This window comes from Streptomyces sp. S465 (genome assembly GCF_026898115.1).
Lineage (GTDB): Bacteria > Actinomycetota > Actinomycetes > Streptomycetales > Streptomycetaceae > Streptomyces > Streptomyces luomodiensis.
The window spans coordinates 3,642,570-3,659,748 of record NZ_CP114036.1 but is presented as its reverse complement, the minus strand read 5'-3'; the positions used below and the strand labels follow the sequence as shown (position 1 = coordinate 3,659,748).

General features: G+C 70.7%; 19 protein-coding genes and 1 tRNA gene. 11 read left to right on the top strand and 9 right to left on the bottom strand.

Annotation, left to right across the window (positions count from 1 at the left end; all coding sequences use genetic code 11):
* The first annotated feature begins 23 nt into the window (after positions 1 to 23).
* From N6H00_RS15355 to N6H00_RS15320, 8 genes are all read left to right on the top strand, one after another.
* Positions 24 to 1,058: an ACP S-malonyltransferase gene (locus tag N6H00_RS15355; protein ID WP_268972252.1), complete on the top strand. Its 1,035-nt coding sequence runs from the start codon at positions 24 to 26 to the stop codon at positions 1,056 to 1,058.
* A 35-nt stretch (positions 1,059 to 1,093) separates the two neighbouring features.
* Positions 1,094 to 1,348 (top strand): acyl carrier protein, encoded by a 255-nt coding sequence (locus tag N6H00_RS15350; RefSeq protein ID WP_268972251.1) that lies wholly within the window; start codon positions 1,094 to 1,096, stop codon positions 1,346 to 1,348.
* A 1-nt stretch (position 1,349) separates the two neighbouring features.
* Positions 1,350 to 1,760, top strand: coding sequence for a 3-hydroxyacyl-ACP dehydratase (locus N6H00_RS15345; protein ID WP_268972250.1), 411 nt, complete (start codon positions 1,350 to 1,352; stop codon positions 1,758 to 1,760).
* A complete protein-coding gene (locus tag N6H00_RS15340) occupies positions 1,757 to 2,323 on the top strand; it encodes a 3-hydroxyacyl-ACP dehydratase FabZ family protein (RefSeq protein ID WP_268972249.1) in 567 nt (188 codons plus the stop codon). Before N6H00_RS15345 ends, N6H00_RS15340 begins: the two co-directional genes overlap by 4 nt.
* A gap of 78 nt (positions 2,324 to 2,401) precedes the next feature.
* On the top strand, positions 2,402 to 3,145 hold the full coding sequence (fabG, locus tag N6H00_RS15335) for a 3-oxoacyl-ACP reductase FabG (RefSeq protein WP_268976978.1): 744 nt from the start codon (positions 2,402 to 2,404) through the stop codon (positions 3,143 to 3,145).
* A 21-nt stretch (positions 3,146 to 3,166) separates the two neighbouring features.
* Complete coding sequence (locus N6H00_RS15330) at positions 3,167 to 3,910, top strand: 2-hydroxychromene-2-carboxylate isomerase (protein WP_268972248.1); 744 nt, start codon at positions 3,167 to 3,169, stop codon at positions 3,908 to 3,910.
* 134 nt (positions 3,911 to 4,044) lie between these two features.
* Positions 4,045 to 4,974: an alpha/beta hydrolase gene (locus tag N6H00_RS15325; protein WP_268972247.1), complete on the top strand. Its 930-nt coding sequence runs from the start codon at positions 4,045 to 4,047 to the stop codon at positions 4,972 to 4,974.
* A gap of 55 nt (positions 4,975 to 5,029) precedes the next feature.
* Entirely contained in the window at positions 5,030 to 6,784 is a 1,755-nt protein-coding gene (locus tag N6H00_RS15320; protein WP_268972246.1) for an acetyl/propionyl/methylcrotonyl-CoA carboxylase subunit alpha, read from the top strand.
* 67 nt (positions 6,785 to 6,851) lie between these two features.
* Here the strand turns inward: N6H00_RS15320 and N6H00_RS15315 are convergent, their stop codons facing one another.
* Positions 6,852 to 7,763 (bottom strand): alpha/beta hydrolase, encoded by a 912-nt coding sequence (locus N6H00_RS15315; RefSeq protein ID WP_268972244.1) that lies wholly within the window; start codon positions 7,761 to 7,763, stop codon positions 6,852 to 6,854.
* A gap of 277 nt (positions 7,764 to 8,040) precedes the next feature.
* Between N6H00_RS15315 and N6H00_RS15310 the strand changes: the two genes are divergently transcribed.
* Both N6H00_RS15310 and N6H00_RS15305 read left to right on the top strand, forming a co-directional pair.
* Positions 8,041 to 8,955, top strand: coding sequence for a 4'-phosphopantetheinyl transferase superfamily protein (locus N6H00_RS15310; protein ID WP_268972242.1), 915 nt, complete (start codon positions 8,041 to 8,043; stop codon positions 8,953 to 8,955).
* A 106-nt stretch (positions 8,956 to 9,061) separates the two neighbouring features.
* A complete protein-coding gene (locus N6H00_RS15305) occupies positions 9,062 to 9,286 on the top strand; it encodes a DUF2277 domain-containing protein (protein WP_268972241.1) in 225 nt (74 codons plus the stop codon).
* On the opposite strand, the gene N6H00_RS15300 is transcribed toward N6H00_RS15305, so the two are convergent.
* From N6H00_RS15300 to ehuB, 7 genes are all read right to left on the bottom strand, one after another.
* Positions 9,274 to 9,855 (bottom strand): Uma2 family endonuclease, encoded by a 582-nt coding sequence (locus N6H00_RS15300; protein ID WP_268972239.1) that lies wholly within the window; start codon positions 9,853 to 9,855, stop codon positions 9,274 to 9,276. The two genes, N6H00_RS15305 and N6H00_RS15300, sit on opposite strands and share 13 nt — an antisense overlap.
* Before the next feature lie 158 nt (positions 9,856 to 10,013).
* Positions 10,014 to 10,090, bottom strand: a tRNA-Lys gene (locus N6H00_RS15295).
* Positions 10,091 to 10,187: 97 nt separating this feature from the next.
* Positions 10,188 to 10,949 (bottom strand): IclR family transcriptional regulator, encoded by a 762-nt coding sequence (locus N6H00_RS15290; RefSeq protein WP_268972237.1) that lies wholly within the window; start codon positions 10,947 to 10,949, stop codon positions 10,188 to 10,190.
* A gap of 214 nt (positions 10,950 to 11,163) precedes the next feature.
* A complete protein-coding gene (ehuA, locus tag N6H00_RS15285; RefSeq protein WP_311039878.1) occupies positions 11,164 to 11,934 on the bottom strand; it encodes an ectoine/hydroxyectoine ABC transporter ATP-binding protein EhuA in 771 nt (256 codons plus the stop codon).
* A 22-nt stretch (positions 11,935 to 11,956) separates the two neighbouring features.
* Positions 11,957 to 12,607, bottom strand: coding sequence for an ectoine/hydroxyectoine ABC transporter permease subunit EhuD (gene ehuD, locus N6H00_RS15280; protein WP_268972236.1), 651 nt, complete (start codon positions 12,605 to 12,607; stop codon positions 11,957 to 11,959).
* Entirely contained in the window at positions 12,604 to 13,356 is a 753-nt protein-coding gene (gene ehuC, locus N6H00_RS15275) for an ectoine/hydroxyectoine ABC transporter permease subunit EhuC (RefSeq protein WP_268972235.1), read from the bottom strand. Before ehuC ends, ehuD begins: the two co-directional genes overlap by 4 nt.
* Positions 13,353 to 14,276, bottom strand: a complete 924-nt coding sequence (gene ehuB / locus N6H00_RS15270; protein WP_268972234.1) for an ectoine/hydroxyectoine ABC transporter substrate-binding protein EhuB — start codon at positions 14,274 to 14,276, stop codon at positions 13,353 to 13,355. The genes ehuC and ehuB overlap by 4 nt, the downstream gene beginning before the upstream one ends.
* 120 nt (positions 14,277 to 14,396) lie before the next feature.
* Here ehuB and N6H00_RS15265 point away from each other — a divergent pair, with 120 nt between their 5' ends.
* Complete coding sequence (locus N6H00_RS15265; protein ID WP_268972233.1) at positions 14,397 to 14,906, top strand: DUF3830 family protein; 510 nt, start codon at positions 14,397 to 14,399, stop codon at positions 14,904 to 14,906.
* 859 nt (positions 14,907 to 15,765) lie between these two features.
* Here N6H00_RS15265 and N6H00_RS15260 read toward each other — a convergent pair.
* Positions 15,766 to 17,178, bottom strand: coding sequence for an amidase (locus N6H00_RS15260; protein ID WP_268972232.1), 1,413 nt, complete (start codon positions 17,176 to 17,178; stop codon positions 15,766 to 15,768).
* Between the last annotated feature and the right edge of the window lies 1 nt (position 17,179).

Below are 17,179 nucleotides of genomic sequence, written 5' to 3'. Positions count from 1 at the left end.
ATGAGCTGAAGGAGCTGGTGGAGATGACGAACAGAGACATGGCGAATACGGCGGACAGCGACACAACGGACGCGGGGGCGGCGGGCGGACCGGCCGGGGACCAGACGCCCCGTACCGCGCTGGTCTTCCCCGGGCAGGGCGCCCAGAAGGCCGGTATGGGCCAGGCGTGGCAGGACACCGCGTCATGGGCGCTGGTGGCCGAGATCTCCGAGCACACCGGGATCGACGTCGAGGAACTCCTTCTGAAGGCCGATGACGAGACGCTGCGCCGCACCGATCTCGCCCAGATCGCCGTCTTCACCACCGAGGTCATGGCCCACCGCGAGGCGCGGGCCGCCGGGCTGCTGGGCGAGGTGGTGGCCTGTGCCGGACACAGCCTGGGCGAGTACACCGCGCTGTACGCCGCCGGGGCCGCGTCGCTCGCCGACACCGCCCGCCTCGTCGCCGCCCGCGGCCGGGCCATGCGCGCGTGCGCCGAGCGGTCGCCCGGCACCATGGCCGCCGTGGTGCGGCTCGACCCCGAGACCGTGGCGACGCTGGTCGCCCAGGTCCAGGAGGAGGGCGGCCAGACGGACGGCGGCCAGGTCTGGATCGCCAACGCCAACGCACCCGGCGCCATCGTGGTCTCGGGCACCCCCGAGGCCGTGGACCGGCTCGCCGAACGGGCCGTCGAGAGCGAGGGCAAGGTCATCCGGCTCGCCGTCGGCGGCGCCTTCCACAGCCCGCTGATGGCCGCGGCCGCCGATGAGCTGCGCGAGGCCCTGGCCGCCGTGCGCTTCGCCCCCGAGCACACCCCGGTCGTCGCCAACACGGACGCCCGCCCGTACGCGACCGGCGAGCACTGGCGGGACCTCGAACTGAGCCAGCTCACCAGCCCGGTGCGCTGGGAGGAGTGCGTACGGACACTCGCCGGCGAACTGGGCTGCGCCCGGTTCGTGGAGCTGGGCCCCGGACGCCAGCTGACCGGCATGATTCGCCGGATCGTGGACGGCGCGCTGACCGTCCCGGTCGAGTCGGCCGCCGCCCTCGCCAAGCTGACCACCCCCGAACCCCGCTGAACCCCAACTCCCCTGAGAGCGAAAGGAGACCCCGCATGGCCGACGCCACCACCGCCCTGGACATGGACGAGCTGCGCACCTTCGTCGCGGATGTGCTCGATGTGGACGAGGAAGACGTCACCGATGACGCCGACTTCGTCAAGACGCTCGGCGTGGACTCCCTGATGGCCCTCGAGGTGATGGTCGTCCTGGAGAAGAAGTACGCGGTGAAGCTGGAGGAGCGGGAGATGAAGGACATCACCACGCTCCGGAAGGTCCACGACCTGCTCGCCTCGAAGCTGGAGAAATGAGATGACGGTGACCGCGTGCGGGCCGGTCGACGGCACCGTGCAGGTCGTGGACCCCGGAGTGCCCGGTGAGCGGCCCGCCCGGTGCGTCACCGTGATCGGCGCCTCGGAGAAGGTGTTCGCCGGGCACTTCCCCGGGTTCCCCATCTTCCCCGGGGTGTGTGTCGTCGAGTACGTCCAGCGCGGCGCCCTCGCCACGCTGCCGGAGCGGGAACCGGGCGGGACGTGGGTCCTCGCGGCCGTCGAGTCCGCCCGCTTCCTCAGCCCGGTCTACCCCGGAGACGAGCTGACCAGCGAATACGTCTGGTCACGCAAGGACGGGGCGGTGCGCTGCCGGGCCTCGGCGGCCACCGGGCGCGGGACCGCCGCGCAGATAAGGCTGCGCTTCGAGGACCGGAGGACGGACGCCAGATGATCACCGTCGATCGGATCAGGCGGATGCTGCCGCATCGCTACCCCATGCTGCTGGTGGACCGGGTCACCGAACTGGTGCCGGGCGAGCGGGTGCGCGGCCTGAAGGCGGTCACCTGCAACGAACCCTGGTACGAGGGGCTGCCGGACACCGCGTCCGCGGAGGACTATCACTACCCGTGGACGGTGCTCATCGAGTCCTGGTGCCATGTGGCCGGGGTGCTGGTCACCTGGGACCGGCCCAACCCCGATGTGCGCACGGGCGAGGCGATGCTGCTCGGCGGCATCACCGATGCCGAGTTCCACCGCCCGGTGATCCCCGGCGATGTGGTGGAGCACCATGTGCGGCTGGCCCGCCGGGTCGGCGAGACGTTCGTCTTCGAGGGGGAGAGCCTGGTCGGGGACGAGACCGCCCTCACCATCGGCCGGCTGACGATGACCATGCGTCCGGCCTCCGACCTGACCGGCGCGCCCGCGACCGATCCGCCGGTGACCGACCCGCCCGCGGCCGATCGCCCTGCGACCGACCCGTCCGCGGCCGATCCCCCTGTGACCGCACCCCGCTGACCGATACCCACGGGAGAAGGACCTCACCGTATGTCCGACCGAATATCCGACGACGACACGGGCCGCACATCCGGTGACATGGAGCGGGCGGCGCCGCGCGTCGCGCTGGTCTCCGGCGGTTCCCGCGGCATAGGCCGGGCCACCGTGCTGCGGCTGGCCCGGGACGGTTTCGACGTGGCGTTCTGCCATCGCGCCGGCCCCGACGCCGCCCGCGCGCTGGAGGAGGAGGCGGCGCGGCTCGGCGGCGGGCGGGTGATCGGCCACCAGGCGGATGTGCGCGACGCGGGCGCGGTGCGCGAACTCGTCGCCTTCACCGAGGAGTCGCTCGGCCCGGTCGAGGTCGCGGTCACCTCCGCCGGGATCACCCGGGACAATCCGCTGCTGCTGATGAAGGACGAGGAGTGGCGGAGCGTCCTGGAGGTCAACCTGGACGGCACTTACCATCTGTGCCGTTCCGTGGTGTTCGGAATGATGAAACGCAAGTCCGGATGCGTCATCAACATCTCGTCGGTCGCCGGGGTCCACGGCAATGCGACCCAGACCAATTACGCCGCGTCCAAAGCGGGGATCATCGGCTTCACCAAGTCGCTCGCCAAGGAGGTCGGGCGGTACGGCATCCGGGCCAATGTGGTGGCGCCCGGCTTCGTGGAGACCGATATGACGGCGGAGCTGTCCGACCGGGCCCGGAAGGCGGCGGAGGAGAGCATTCCGCTCCGCCGGTTCGGCCGTCCGGAGGAGGTCGCCGACATGGTCGCGTACCTGGTCGGCGCGGAGTACGTGACCGGCGCGGTGTTCCAGGTCGACGGCGGCATCGTCATCTGAGGGAAGCGAGGGGTACCGGACGTGGCAGCCAAGCGCAGCAAAGTACCGCGCTTCTATTTCAATTTCCGCAGCCCGTACAGCTGGATCGCCTACCGTGACCTGATGGACCGCTATCCGGATGTCGCACAGGCGGTGGAATGGCACCCGTGGTGGGAGCCGGACGCGGACGGTGAGCGCCGTATGGCCGAACACCGCCGTCACTTTCCGTACGCGGCGATGTCCCGGGAGAAACATCTCTATATTCTCCAGGACGTGCGCCGGCTGACGGCCGAACGAGGGCTCGCGGTCAGCTGGCCGGTGGATCTCGACCCGGTCTGGGAGGTGCCGCATCTGCCGTACTTCCTCGCGCTGGACGCGGGGCTCGGCCCCGCCTACATCGAGCGCGTCTACCGTGCGCGCTGGCTGGAGGGCCGCGACATCTGCGACCGTACGACCATCGCGGCCATCGCCGAAGAGCTCGGGCTGCCGGCCGACCGGGCGGCCGCGGCGGCCGACGACGAGGAGCTGCGCGCGGGGCGAGGACTCCAGGCGCTGCTCACGCTCAGCGAGGCAGGCGCGTTCGGCGTGCCGTTCTTCACCCACGGCTATGACAAGTTCTGGGGCGTGGACCGGCTGCCGGCCTTCGTCGACTCGATACGCTCCGGCTCACGGCCAGGCGCGGGCTCCGGCGCACGCTCCCGGGACACGCCCCCCGCCGAGCCGTCGGACACGGACTTCGCCGCGGCCCGCTCGGCCGATCCGGGCCATGCGGGAGGCTGTGGCTGACTCTTCGTCCGCCCGCTCGTTCACACGTTGTCGCCCGTCCACCCGCCCGTCCCTCCGCCCCTCCACTCGCCCGTCCTGACCGAGACGAGACCGCCCTGACCGCCGATGGACACTCCCCCTCCTGGAGGACGCGAATGCCCGAGCCACGCCAGACGTCGGCGCGGCCTCCCTCCTTGGGAGCCCGCGTCCTCTCGGTCGCGGCCCTGCCGATCGCCCCGCTGTACGGGGCCTCGCTGGCGTATCTGGCCTTCCATCCGCGGCGCCGGGAGCAGCGGGAGCACCCGCGGGACCACGGGCTGCCCTGCACGGAGCTGAAGGTCGCCTTCGCGGCGCGCAAGCACCTCGACACCTGGCTGTGCCCGGGGTCCCCGGAGAAGGTGGTGGTGCTCGGGCACAGCATGGCGACGGCGAAGGACCACAGCCTGCGCCATGCGAAGTTCCTGCACGACGCCGGGTACACCGTCTGCCTGTTCGACCATCGCAACCACGGGGCGAGCAGCAACGACCGGGCGCTGTTCGGGCTCAGCGACCGGTTCGCCGACGACGTCACCGCCGTGGTGTCCCATCTGCGCGAACGGCGGGGGTACGGCTCGGCGCGGATAGCCTTCTACGGCTTCTCGTTCTCGTGCTTCTCGTCCATGTGGGCGCTGACGCACGACGGGTTCGACCTGGACGCACTGGTGTGCGACAGCGGGCCGGGGCACGATGTCCCGCCGCTGCTGCGCAAGTTCCTGGAGGCGGAGGCGCTGCCGCTGCCCGCCCCGCTGAAGGGCGAGCCGGCCCGTTCGGTGGTGACGCACGCGCTGTGCGCGGTGGGACCGGCCATGCTCCGGGCCGAGTGGCCGCCGCCCGCGACGGGCAAGTTCGCCAAGATCCCCCTGTTGTTCATGTCCGGCGAGCACGATGCGATCGTGCCGCCGTCCTCGGTGGACGCGCTGGCCGAGCGCTATGCCCAGGCCGAGACGCACGTCCTGCCGGGCGCCGAGCATCTGCTCGGGCTGGAGACCGATCCTGAAGGCTACGCGAGCGTGGTGCTGGACTTCCTCGAGCGGGCCCTGGGGTAGCAACCTTGACCGTCCTCAGCCGGGACGGAACTTTTCGGAAGAGGGAAGAGAGAGCATGCAAAAGGTGCTCATCGCCAATCGCGGCGAGATCGCTGTCCGTGTTGCCCGTGCCTGCCGGGATGCCGGGATCGCGAGCGTTGCCGTCTACGCCGATCCGGACCGGGACGCATGTCATGTGCGCGCGGCCGACGAAGCCTACGCGCTGGGCGGTGACACCCCGGCGGCCAGCTATCTCGACCAGGCCAAGGTCCTGGCCGCGGCCGCCGAGTCCGGCGCCGACGCCGTCCACCCCGGCTATGGATTCCTCTCCGAGAACGCCGACTTCGCCCAGGCCGTCCTCGACGCCGGCCTGACCTGGATCGGCCCCCCGCCCCAGGCCATCCGCGACCTGGGCGACAAGGTCGCCGCCCGCCACATCGCCCAGCGCGCCGGCGCCCCCCTGGTTGCCGGCACCCCCGACCCGGTCAGCGGCGCCGACGAGGTCGTGGCCTTCGCCGAGCAGCACGGCCTGCCCATCGCCATCAAGGCCGCCTTCGGCGGCGGCGGACGCGGCCTGAAGGTCGCCCGCACCATGGAAGAAGTCCCCGAACTCTACGACTCCGCCGTCCGCGAGGCCGTCGCCGCCTTCGGCCGCGGCGAGTGCTTCGTCGAGCGCTACCTGGACAAGCCCCGCCACGTGGAGACCCAGTGCCTGGCCGACACCCACGGCAACGTGGTCGTGGTCTCCACCCGTGACTGCTCCCTCCAGCGCCGCCACCAAAAGCTCGTCGAGGAGGCCCCGGCCCCCTTCCTGCCCGAGGACCAGAACGCCCAGCTGCGCCAGGCGTCGAAGGCCATCCTCAAGGAAGCCGGCTACGTGGGCGCCGGGACGGTGGAGTTCCTGGTGGGCAATGACGGCACGATCTCCTTCCTGGAGGTCAACACCCGGCTTCAGGTGGAGCATCCGGTTACCGAGGAGGTCACCGGGATCGACCTGGTCCGGGAGATGTTCCGCATCGCCGACGGTGAGGCCATCGGCTACGACGACCCGCCGATGCGGGGCCACTCGTTCGAGTTCCGGATCAACGGTGAGGACCCGGGCCGTAACTTCCTGCCCGCTCCGGGGACGGTGACCTCGTTCGTGCCGCCGGCCGGGCCGGGTGTGCGGCTGGACGCGGGTGTGGAGTCGGGCAGTGTGATCGGTCCGGCGTGGGACTCGCTGCTGGCCAAGCTGATCGTCACCGGTGCCACCCGTGCGCAGGCGCTCCAGCGGGCGGCTCGTGCGCTGGCGGAGTTCCAGGTCGAGGGCATGGCCACGGCCATTCCGTTCCACCGGGCGGTGGTGAAGGACCCGGCGTTCACCAGCGAGCCGTTCACGGTCCACACCCGCTGGATCGAGACCGAGTTCCACAACACGATCGCCCCGTTCACCCCGACCGGGACCGACGAGGCCGAGGAGCCCACCGCCCGCGAGACCGTCGTGGTCGAGGTCGGCGGCAAACGCCTGGAGATCTCCCTCCCGGCGGTCCTCGGTCTGGCGGTGTCGCCCGGGGAGGCCGCGGGGGCCAAGAAGCCGAAGCGCAAGGCGGCCAAGAAGTCGGGCTCCGCCGCCTCCGGCGACGCCCTGGCCTCCCCGATGCAGGGCACCATCGTCAAGGTCGCCGTCGCCGAGGGCGACACCGTGGCCGAGGGCGACCTCATCGTGGTCCTGGAGGCCATGAAGATGGAACAGCCCCTCAACGCCCACCGCGCGGGCATCGTCAAGAACCTGAACGCGAACGTCGGCGCCTCGGTCAGCGCGGGCGCGGTGATCTGCGAGCTCAAGGACTGAGCCACCCGGCCGCACCCGTCCGAACGCACCACGGCGGCGGACCCCCGGCCGGGGGCCCGCCGCCGGGTCAGTCCTTCAGGGTCCGCTCCAGGAAGCCCAGGACGGTGTCGGTGTAGACATCCGGCTGGGTCTTGATCCCCTGGAGGTGCTCGGTGTCCGGCAGGGTGTGCACCTCGGCCAGCGGATAGCGCTCGGCCAGTGCCCGTACCCCGGCGGCGGGGATCATGGTGTCGCGCTCACCGGCCAGGAAGAGCATCGGGGTGCGCTCGTACGCACCCCCGGCCGGCGGCGGCCACTGCACCCGCAGCATCGCCACCGCCGCCGACGAGGCGACGGTCTCCACGACCGGGCGGGAGGGGCCGGTGCCCAGCGGGCCGGGGATGGGCACCCCACCGGCCGCGACGAAGTTGCGGAACAGCGGGGCCAGCTCCAGCGCCGGGCCGCTGTCGCAGACCACCGCGTCGACCGGGCAGTCCTCCCTCCCCAGCATGTAGAAGGAGGGGAAGGTCGAGATGGAGAAGCCGTAGATGGCGATGCGCGCCGTGGCGTACGCGTCCATCGACCGCATATGCCGCACCACCGCGACCACATCGTCGGTGTGCCGGTCGCTCATGCCCCAGCCCGCCCGGTCCGTGACGCTCTTACCGTGGTTGCGGTGGTCGAACAGGGCGACCGTATAGCCCGCCTGGCTGAGCAGCCGAGCCTGCGCCAGACTCGCGGACTTGCTCAGCCCCAGCCCGTGTCCGAGGACCACGACCCGCCCGGTGTCGCCGGGGATGAGCCAGACGTGCAGTCCGCGGCCCCGCTGCCCGTCCAGCGGAACATTGACATCGGTGCTGGTCAGCCCCATGTCGGCGGGCTTCTTGTGATGCGGTCTGCGGGGCGGGTGGTAGATCATGTACGAGAGGAAGGCGCCGTACAGCGGCGCCACCGGGAGGGTCGCCGCCGAGGCCGCCTTCGCCAGGAATCCCGTCGCCATGGTCGCAAAACCCCCATCACCGATCGTGCCCGAACGTGCGCGATCGTAATGCGAAGGGGCAAGCGGCCGCGTCGGCCCGGAGTCGAACGTGTCCTAAGTCACCGGGTGTCCGCGATCGGCAACGCCGCGTCGTGGAAAGGGTGTTGGGGGCGCGCGAACCGGTCGTGACGGCACGCCGCGACGGCGGGGCGCGCACGGCGCGCCGGGCGCGCCGCTGTACCGTCGGTACGTCCACAGCGAGCGCATCATCGGCCGATAGCACGGGGGAAGCGGAACAGTGTCGTTCACCAGCCCGGTTCAGCCCGCACGGGAGCCCGGACCGGAATCCGCACGGGAGCCCGGACCGGAATCCGGACGGAAGCCCGGACCGGAATCCGTACGCGAACCCGGTCAGGAGCCCGCACGCGAGCCCGGAGAATGGGCTCCGGCCCACGCCCTGCCCCGCCCCGAGGACCGCCCCGGCCCCGGTGAGGTGGCCGTATGGCTGCTGCGCATCCCGCCGTCCGCCGCCGCTGCCACCGCCGTCGCGGAGGGGATGCTGGACGAGCGGGAGCGCGAGCGCGTGGCCCGGCTGCGGTCGGAGGTGGCGCGGGAGCGCTATGTGACCTCGCACGTGGGGCTGCGGACGCTGCTCGGCGGCTATCTCGGCACAGACCCGGCCGAGGTCGAGTTCACCCGGGAGACCTGCGGAATGCCGGACTGCGACAAACCGCATGGCCGCCCGGCCCTGGCGGGCCAGGACACGCTGCACTTCTCCCTCTCCCACTCCGGGGACGCCGCCCTGTGCGCCGTCGCCGGGGTGCCCGTCGGCGCCGACATCGAGGAGCGGGACCCCAGGCGCGCCGGGGCCCGGCTGGCAGGTCTGATCGATCAGCTGCACCCCGGGGAGCGGGCGGCGATCGGCGCGCTTCCGGAGGCGCTGCGGGAGGAGGCGTTCCTCGGCTGCTGGGTCCGTAAGGAGGCGTATCTGAAGGGCATCGGCACCGGACTGCCGGGCGGGCTCGCCGCCCACCACGTCGGCCTCGCGGACGGCCTGGCCCCCGCCGACGCACCGCCCGGCCCCGGCGGCTGGGCCTTCGCCGACCTCGACGCACCGTCCGGCTACTACGCGGCGGTCGCCGTACGGGACGAGTCCGCGCCCGGTGACCCGGCGCGACCGGCGGTGACCCTGGCGGGTCTGCGGCTGGGCTGAGCGCACGGGCTTCGCCGGCCTGAGCGGCCGGGCCCGAGCGGTGGTGCCGATGCCCGCGGGCCGGAGGCCATGGGCGGTGTCGGTCCCCCGGCGTACCGTCGGCGGTATGTGCAGATCCATCAAGACACTCCGCCCGCCGTACGCCGAGTCGGTCACCGACGACGACATGCGGGCCGCGGCGCTGCAATACGTCCGCAAGGTCTCCGGCTTCCGCCACCCGGCCGCGCACAACGCGGAGGCGTTCGACAAGGCCGTCGACGCGATCGCCGCCGCCACGGAAGAGCTGCTGGACGCCCTGGAGGTGCGGGGCGGGGCGCGTCAGCGCACGTAGTTCTTCAAGGTGTCCGTGTCGAGAGTGATGCCCACCGGCTCGGGAAGCACCACCTGCTCCCCGAAGGGCGCCCGGTGGATGTCGAGGTAGCAGCTGCTCTTGGGGTCAGGGTTGGTGTGCACGATGACCGCGCAGGCGTCGCGGTCCACGAGGAGGTAGACCGGGATGCCCGCAGCCGCGTAGGCGGCTGGCTTCTCTTGGCGGTCGCGACGATCGGTGTCCCGGTCGTAGGACGTGACCTCCACCGTCATCAGCACCCCGTCAGGCTCGGCCCACTCGCCTTGCCCCGCGAAGTGCGCGACGGGCGCCAGCGAGCCATCCGGACGCACCCGGCCTTTGTGATACTCCCCGACCTTCAGCCCCTGGGACGTATGCAGGTCGAACTCCGGACGACTTTGCATGCACCGCCTGAGCAGCCACATGATGATCGTCTCGTGATCTCCGTCAGCCACGCACTTCTCCTCGATCCGCCCGTTGATGAACTCCAACGTGACGGTTTCGGGCACCGTGGAGGCGATCTCCTCGAACTCCTCCACCAGCATGTGCGTGCGCTCGGTCATAACCGTCATGTTGCACCCCTTTCCTGGATGAAGCCAGTGTTCCGGGCATCGACGCGACGGGGGCACGTTCTGTGGTCCGATCACTCCATGGTGTGAAGATCCTGTCGGTGGAGCGCACAACGCATCTGGGGCTTCTCGGAAGACCGAGAAGCCCCAGATGACTGCCATGGTGCGCCGCCAGGGACTCGAACCCCGGACCCGCTGATTAAGAGTCAGCTGCTCTAACCAACTGAGCTAGCGGCGCCTGCTGACACAAGAAATACTACCTGGTCCGAGAGGGTGGTTTTGACCATCGCTCTCCGGGGCAGGGCCGGGGCCCCTCCGGCCGGCCGGGGCGGGGCTCAGATGGAGAGGGAGAGCAGCATCGGGGCCGCCTCCCGGTTGAGGGTGTCGGCGGCCTGGCGCAGCCGGTGGGCGTGGGCCAGGGGGAGCGAGAGGGCCAGCGAGCCCACCGAGCGGCCCGCGCTGATCGGGACCGCCGCGCAGACCGTGCCGACCGCGTATTCCTGGAGGTCGAGGACGGGGACGGTGGCGGGCTGGCTGTCCAGCTTGCGGAACAGCACCTTCTCGTTGGTGGTGGTCCGGGAGGTGAGCCGCACCGTCTTGTGGCGGGAGAGGTGATCGCGGCGGCTGTCGTGGTCGAGCTGGGTGAGCAGGCATTTGCCGAGCGCCATCGCATGGGCGGCGGAGCGGAAGTCCACCCATTCGTGGACCTTGGGCGTCCGGGGACCGTCGGCGTACTGGGTGATCCTGATCTCGCCGTCCACATAGCGGCTGAGATAGACCGCCGCGCCCACCGAGTCGCGCAGGGCGAAGAGCGACTGCTGGAGCTTGTCCTGGACGGCGTGGCCGCGGCCGGCACCTGCGGAGCCCAGCAGGGTCAGCGACCTGCCGCCGACATAGGCGCCGTCGGCGACCTGTTCCACATAGCCTTCGCGGCGCAGCATCCGCAGCAGATCGGCGAGCTGGTGGGCCGGCAGCCGGGTCTCCCGGGCGATCGTGGTGTCGCTGACGCCGGACGAGCGTTTGGCGACGGCCTCCAGGATCCGGAGGGCATGCTGCACCGAGTGGAACGGCGTGGTCGGCTCGGGTCTGAGCGCCACGGTTTCCCCCTCGCAGGTTGGCCTGGCTTTGTATCACGATAACCGCCAAGCGCCGTGCCGGGGCCGGGTGTCGCGGATATTGCCGAGGGGCCGCGACCCCGTTCAACAGGGGCGTATTTGCCTGGCATATGACGTGAGCACGCCCCCGCGAGGGGTTCGCGGGGGCGTGCCGGCCGGCGCCCGACAGGGGCCGGGCGATCCGGAGAACCGCGATCTAGAGAACCGCGCTCAGGAACTCCCTCGTCCGCTCGTGCTCCGGCTCGGTGAAGATCTTCTCCGGCGGTCCGGACTCGATCACCCGGCCCGCGTCGAACATCAGCACATCGTCGGAGATGTCCCGGGCGAAGTTCATCTCATGGGTGACGCAGAGCATGGTGATGTCCGTCGTGTGAGCGATATCACGCAGCACATCCAGCACCCCGGCCACCAGCTCCGGGTCCAGCGCCGAGGTCACCTCGTCCAGCAGCATCACCTGCGGCCGCATCGCCAGCGCGCGGGCGATCGCCACCCGCTGCTGCTGTCCGCCGGACAGCTGCGTCGGGTACGCGTCGCATTTGTCGCCGAGCCCGACCAGGTCGAGCAGCTCCCGGGCGCGGGTCTCGGCCTCGTCCTTGTTCAGGCCCAGTACGTGCACCGGGGCCTCGGTGATGTTCCGCAGCACCCGCATATTGGGGAACAGGTTGAACTGCTGGAAGACCATTCCGATCTTCTTGCGCACCTCACGGGTGTGCTTCTCGCCCGCCGGGACCAGCGCGCCGCCCTTGTCCTCGTGGGTGAGGTAGTCGCCGTCGACCTTGATCGTGCCCTCGTCCGGCTTGATCAGCGTCATCAGCAGCCGCAGGATCGTGGTCTTGCCCGATCCCGAGGGGCCGATCAGGGTGACGTGCTTGCCGGAGGACACCGAGAAGTCGAGGTTGTCCAGGACCGTATTGCTGCCGAAGCGCTTGGTCACCTGGTCGAAGCGGATCAGTTCACTGCCGTCCACGGCAGGGTTCGTGTGGTCGGTTTCAGTGGCCAAGACGACGCTCCAGGGCTCGCATCAGAAGGGAAGCCGGATAGGCGATGACGATGAAGGCGATGCCGACCATCGTGTAGGGCTCGATGTACTGGAAGGACGACGCGCCCTCCGCGCGCGCCTTCTGCAGCATGTCGACGACGCCGATCAGCGCGAGCATCGGGGAGTCCTTCAGCATCGCGATGACGTAGTTGCCCAGAGCGGGCACCACTCGGCGGATCGCCTGCGGCAGGATCACCGCGGTCCAGGTACGGCGGTGGGAGAGGCTGAGCGCGGTCGCCGCCTCCCACTGCCCCTTGGGCACACCGTCGATACCGGCCCGGTAGACCTCGGCGGTGTACGTCGAGTAGTGCAGACCGAGCGCGATCACACCGGTGGTGAGCGCCGAGAACTTGATGTCCCAGGTCGGCAGCACGTAGTAGAAGAAGAACAGCTGCACCAGCAGCGGCGTGTTGCGGATGAACTCCACGACCGCCGCCACCGGCCAGCGGACGAAGCGGGTCGGCGAGCGGAAGGCCATCGCCCACACCAGGCCGAGCGCGAACGCCAGGACCGAGCCCAGCGCGGTCGCCTCCAGGGTGATCAGCAGCCCCTTGCCCAGTTCGGGGAGGAAGTCCTTGGCCACGTCCCAGTTCCAGTTCACTGGGCACCTCCCGCCGTGATGATGTTGGACGACTGCTCGGTCTCCTGGCGGGCGGACAGCTTCCGGGTGAGCAGCGGGCCCTTGCCGGACTTCACCGGAGCCTGGCCGATGCCCGCCTTGGCGCGCCGCTCCAGCAGCCGCATCAGCCGGGTGAGGACGAAGGCCAGCACGAAGTAGAGGACCAGGATGATCGCGTAGATCTGCAGGCTGTCACCGGTCGCCAGCCGGGAGAGCTGGGCGGCGAAGGTGATGTCGGCGACGCTCACCGCGGAGACCAGGGCGGTCGCCTTCAACAGCTCGATCAGGAGGTTGTTGAAGGGCGGAATCATCTCCGGTATCGCCTGCGGCAGGATCACCCGGCGCATCCGCTGCGCGGGGGTGAAGCTCAGCGCGATGGCCGCCTCACGCTGCGCCGGGGCCACCGCGGCGATCGCGCCCCGCACGATCTCCGAACCGTACGCCCCGTAGGTGAGGCCCAGGGCGAGCACCGCCGCCCACATCGGCACCAGCTGGTAGTGGAAGGCCAGCGGCATCACGAAGAACAGCCAGAACATCAGCACCAGGGCCGAGGTGCCGCGGAAGACCTCCACGTAGAAGCCCGTCAGGAAGCGGACGATCCACAGCCGGGAGGTGCGGGCCATCCCGATGCCGAACGCGACGACGGCCGCGAAGACCGCGCTGTACAGGGTCAGCTGAATGGTGATCCAGACACCGGGAAGGAGCCAGTTCGTCCACAGTCCGGCCGTCATGAGCACAGCTCCTCGGCGGTCAGATCGGTCATCTCTTCCTTGGTGAAACCGAAGGGCCGCACGATGCGCAGCAGCTCGCCGCTCTTCTTCATCTTGTGCAGCTCGACATTGAAGGCGTCCCGGAGCTTGGTCTCCTCCGGGCGGAAGGCGAAGCCGCCGGCGCCGATGTCCGGTTTGCCGTCGACCATCGGCTGGAACGGCTCGGTGGCCTCGGCCAGCCGGCTGTTCCGCTGCTTCACCACGTTGTGGACGGTCACGGTCGTGCCCGCGAAGACATCGGCCCGGCCCTGCTCCACCGCCAGCAGCCCGGCCAGCTGGTCCGGGAGGATCAGCATGTCGCTCTGCTTGATCCCGGCGTCCTCCGCGTAGCCGATCTCGGCATACGCGGTGCCGGTGGCCATCTTGGCCTTCTTCTTCACGATGTCCTGGTAGTTGTGGAGGTTCTTCGGATTCCCCTTGCGCACGATGAACGCGTCACGCATGCGGTAGTCGGGGTCCGAGAAGATCACCTGGGCACAGCGCTCGGGGTTGATGTACATCCCCGCCGAGACCACGTCGAACTGCTGCGAGCGAAGGCCCGGAATGAGCGAGCCGAACTCGGTCGGCACCGGCTGGACCTTGGGCACGCCCAGCCGCTTGAAGATGACCTTCGCGATCTCCGGCGCCTCACCGGTGAAGTCGCCATTCTTGTCGATGTAGCCGAATGGGATCTCCCCCGCAATTCCCAGTCGGACCGTGCCCTGCGACCGCAGGCGCTCCAGCAGGTTGCCCCCGTCCTTGACGTCGGAGCCGGTCACCCGGCTACAGCCGACCGCGCCCAGCAGACCCAGAGCCGCTCCGCCGGCGAGAAGCGAGCGACGACTTGGTCCCATTTTTGTTATTTCTCTGTTATCGGTGTCTTTCCCACGTGGTGGAGCCATGGGCGCGCGGCTACCCGACTTCATGAAATATATGCGGGCTGTTTCCGGCCCTTGATGAGGGCGATGCCTGGGTAGGCCCCTACGGCAGGACTGGTTCCGAAGCGACCTGGAGGAAAGTCGATGGTTGACCGAGCCGACCGGTTCATCGAGGTCTCGCTCGACAAGCGCGGAGTGAGCTGCACGGCCAAACTCCTTGACGATCTCGCGCCGATCACCTGCGAGGCGGTGTGGAACGCGCTGCCGCTGGGAGGTGATGTATATCACGCGAAGTACGCCCGGAATGAGATCTACGCGCTGGTGCCCCCCTTCGCGCCCGAGGAGCCGCCCCTGGAGAACCCGACGATCACCCCGATCCCCGGGGACCTGTGCTACTTCACCTTCACGGACACCCAGCTCGGGACGAAGTCCTACGGATACGAGACCGACGCCAAGCACCAGGGGCGGAGGCAGGTCGTCGACCTCGCGCTCTTCTACGAACGGAACAACCTGCTGATCAACGGCGACGCGGGCTGGGTGCCCGGGATCGTCTGGGGCACCGTCGTCGACGGCCTCGACCGCATGGCCGAAGCCTGTCAGGACCTATGGCGCGCCGGAGCGCTGGGGGAGTCCCTCAACTTCCGCCGGGCCTAGCACCCGGACCGACCCGGAGCCCGGGGGCACGGCGGCTCGTGGGTGCGCCGTCCCGTGGGCGTGTCGGTTCGTGGGTACGGCGGCTCGTGGGCGTGTCGGTTCGTGGGTGCGTCGGCTCGTGGGCGTGTCGGTTCGTGGGCGTGTCGGTTTGTGGGTGCGGCGTCCCGGGGCACCCCGTGCCGTGGGCACGTCGTCCCCTGGGGCACCCCGTTCCCTGGGCCCGTCGTCCCCTGGGCACCGCGTTCCTGGGCACCGCGTTCCGTGGGTGCGCCGTCCCTGGGCACTGCGTTCCCTGGGTACGTCGTCCCGTGGGCACGCCGGCTCCTGGGGCATGCCAGCTCCCGGAGCCGGCCGGGTCCTGGGCTCGGGCCGGTCCCTGGGCTGCGGGGCCCTGGGCTGCGGGCCCGGCTCCGCCCAGGGCCCGGCCCGGCGGCGGGCTCCGGGTGCTTCGGGCCTCGGAGCTCTCGGGCCGCCGGGGCCCTGGCGCGGGCCGCCCCCCGGTTCGCTGGGCGCTTTGGGGTCCGGGGGCCTTCCGGGCCGTTCGGGCGCTTCAGGGAGCCTGGCTCGCTCGCCGGGGTCTTCGGCTGCCGGGGCTTGGGGCCGTCGGCTTCGGGCCGCCCTGCGCCCAGCCGCGAGTCCCGGGGCCCTGGGCCGTCGCGGCCGTGGGCTGTCGGGTTTGGGGGCGCTGCGGGTCCTGGGTCGCTCAGGTCTTCGGAACGCTGCGGACTTCAGGCCGTCGGGGCCCGCCGCGGCATATGGCCCGCGCGCCGCGACGTACGGCCCCGCGGGCCCCGGGTTGCCGGAACCCCCGGGCTGCCGGAATCCCCAGGTTTCCGGAATCCCCGGGCTGCCGGACTCCTCAGGCCGTCCGTGGGCGTACCCCGTCCGCCAGGCCCGCCTCGAACAGTGTGTGCGCCGCCCGTAGCACCAGCGCGTCCGCGTGGCGCGCGCCCACCAGCTGCACTCCGATCGGGAGCCCGGCACCGCTGAGTCCGCACGGCACCGAGGCCGCGGGCTGCTGGGTCAGGTTGAACGGGTAGGTGAACGGCGTCCAGCCGGTCCACCGGGTGTGCTCCGACCCCTTGGGTACCTCGACCCCGGCCTCGAACGCGGTGATCGGCAACGTCGGGGTGACCAGCAGGTCGTACGCGGAGTGGAAACGCCCCATGGCATGGCCGAGGGCCATCCGCACGTCCACGGCCGCCAGATAGTCCAGTGCGCTGTACGCCGCCCCCTGGGCGCAGATCTCGCGCAGTCCCGGGTCCAGCAGCTCCCACTCCTCCTGCCCCAGCGGCTGGACCACCCGGGCCGCACCGCTGAACCACAGCGTGTGGAACGCCTCCACCGGGTCCTGGAACCCCGGGTCGATCTCCTCGACCACCGCGCCCAGCTCCGCCAGCAGATCCACCGCCCGCCGCACCGCCGCGGCCACCTCCGGGTCGACCGAGGCCGTCCCGCCGAGCGCGGGGCTGTAGGCCACCCGCAGCCCGTCCACCCCGCCGCCGGAGGCGAGCGCCTCCCGGAAGCTTCCCTCGGCCGGCGCCAGCTGCGACCAGTCGCGCCAGTCCGGGCCGGAGATCACATCCATCAGCAGCGCCGCGTCCGCCGCGTCCCGGGTCATCGGCCCCACATGGGCCAGCGTGCCGAACGCGCTCGCCGGGTAGAGCGGAACCCTCCCATAGGTGGGTTTCAACGCGAAGATGCCGCAGAAGGCCGCCGGGATACGGACCGAACCCCCGCCGTCCGTCCCCAGGCTCAGCGGGCCCGCGCCCAGCGCGACCGCTGCCGCGCTGCCGCCGCTGGAGCCGCCCGCGGTCCGCTGAGGATCGTAAGGATTGCCGGTGACCCCGTAGACCGGACTGTCGGTGACGCCCTTCCAGCCGAACTCCGGGGTCGTGGTCTTGCCCACGAACACCGCGCCGTGCTCGCGCAGCCGGGCCACCGAGGGCGCGTCCTCGTCCCACGCCTGGCCTTCGGGCCGTACGGTCCGCGAACCGCGCAGCGTGGGGGCGCCGCGCAGCAGCAGGATGTCCTTCACCGTCACCGGTACGCCGTCCACCAGGCCCGCCGGGGTCCCGCGCCGCCACCGCTCGGCGGACTCCTCCGCCTGCCGCAGCGCGCCTTCGGCGTCCACCCGGCTGAAGGCGTTCACCTCCGGCTGTACCTGTTCGATCCGGTGGAGGACGGCACGGGTCGCCTCGACCGGGGAGAGCTCGCCGGAGGCGTAGCGCTCGACGAGTTGAACGGCTGTCAGGTCGTGAAGGTCGGTCATC

What these genes read in the sequence shown, in the direction of transcription:
- ehuC (WP_268972235.1), bottom strand. Translation starts at nt 13,356, where the DNA reads ATGACGGCCGGACTGTGGACGAACTGGCTCCTTCCCGGTGTCTGGATC.
- N6H00_RS15300 (WP_268972239.1), bottom strand. Translation starts at nt 9,855, where the DNA reads ATGACGGTTATGACCGAGCGCACGCACATGCTGGTGGAGGAGTTCGAG.
- ehuB (WP_268972234.1), bottom strand. Translation starts at nt 14,276, where the DNA reads ATGGCTCCACCACGTGGGAAAGACACCGATAACAGAGAAATAACAAAA.
- N6H00_RS15320 (WP_268972246.1), top strand. Translation starts at nt 5,030, where the DNA reads ATGCAAAAGGTGCTCATCGCCAATCGCGGCGAGATCGCTGTCCGTGTT.
- N6H00_RS15345 (WP_268972250.1), top strand. Translation starts at nt 1,350, where the DNA reads ATGACGGTGACCGCGTGCGGGCCGGTCGACGGCACCGTGCAGGTCGTG.
- N6H00_RS15315 (WP_268972244.1), bottom strand. Translation starts at nt 7,763, where the DNA reads ATGGCGACGGGATTCCTGGCGAAGGCGGCCTCGGCGGCGACCCTCCCG.
- N6H00_RS15355 (WP_268972252.1), top strand. Translation starts at nt 24, where the DNA reads ATGACGAACAGAGACATGGCGAATACGGCGGACAGCGACACAACGGAC.
- N6H00_RS15305 (WP_268972241.1), top strand. Translation starts at nt 9,062, where the DNA reads ATGTGCAGATCCATCAAGACACTCCGCCCGCCGTACGCCGAGTCGGTC.
- N6H00_RS15350 (WP_268972251.1), top strand. Translation starts at nt 1,094, where the DNA reads ATGGCCGACGCCACCACCGCCCTGGACATGGACGAGCTGCGCACCTTC.
- N6H00_RS15265 (WP_268972233.1), top strand. Translation starts at nt 14,397, where the DNA reads ATGGTTGACCGAGCCGACCGGTTCATCGAGGTCTCGCTCGACAAGCGC.
- N6H00_RS15340 (WP_268972249.1), top strand. Translation starts at nt 1,757, where the DNA reads ATGATCACCGTCGATCGGATCAGGCGGATGCTGCCGCATCGCTACCCC.
- fabG (WP_268976978.1), top strand. Translation starts at nt 2,402, where the DNA reads ATGGAGCGGGCGGCGCCGCGCGTCGCGCTGGTCTCCGGCGGTTCCCGC.
- N6H00_RS15325 (WP_268972247.1), top strand. Translation starts at nt 4,045, where the DNA reads ATGCCCGAGCCACGCCAGACGTCGGCGCGGCCTCCCTCCTTGGGAGCC.
- N6H00_RS15260 (WP_268972232.1), bottom strand. Translation starts at nt 17,178, where the DNA reads ATGACCGACCTTCACGACCTGACAGCCGTTCAACTCGTCGAGCGCTAC.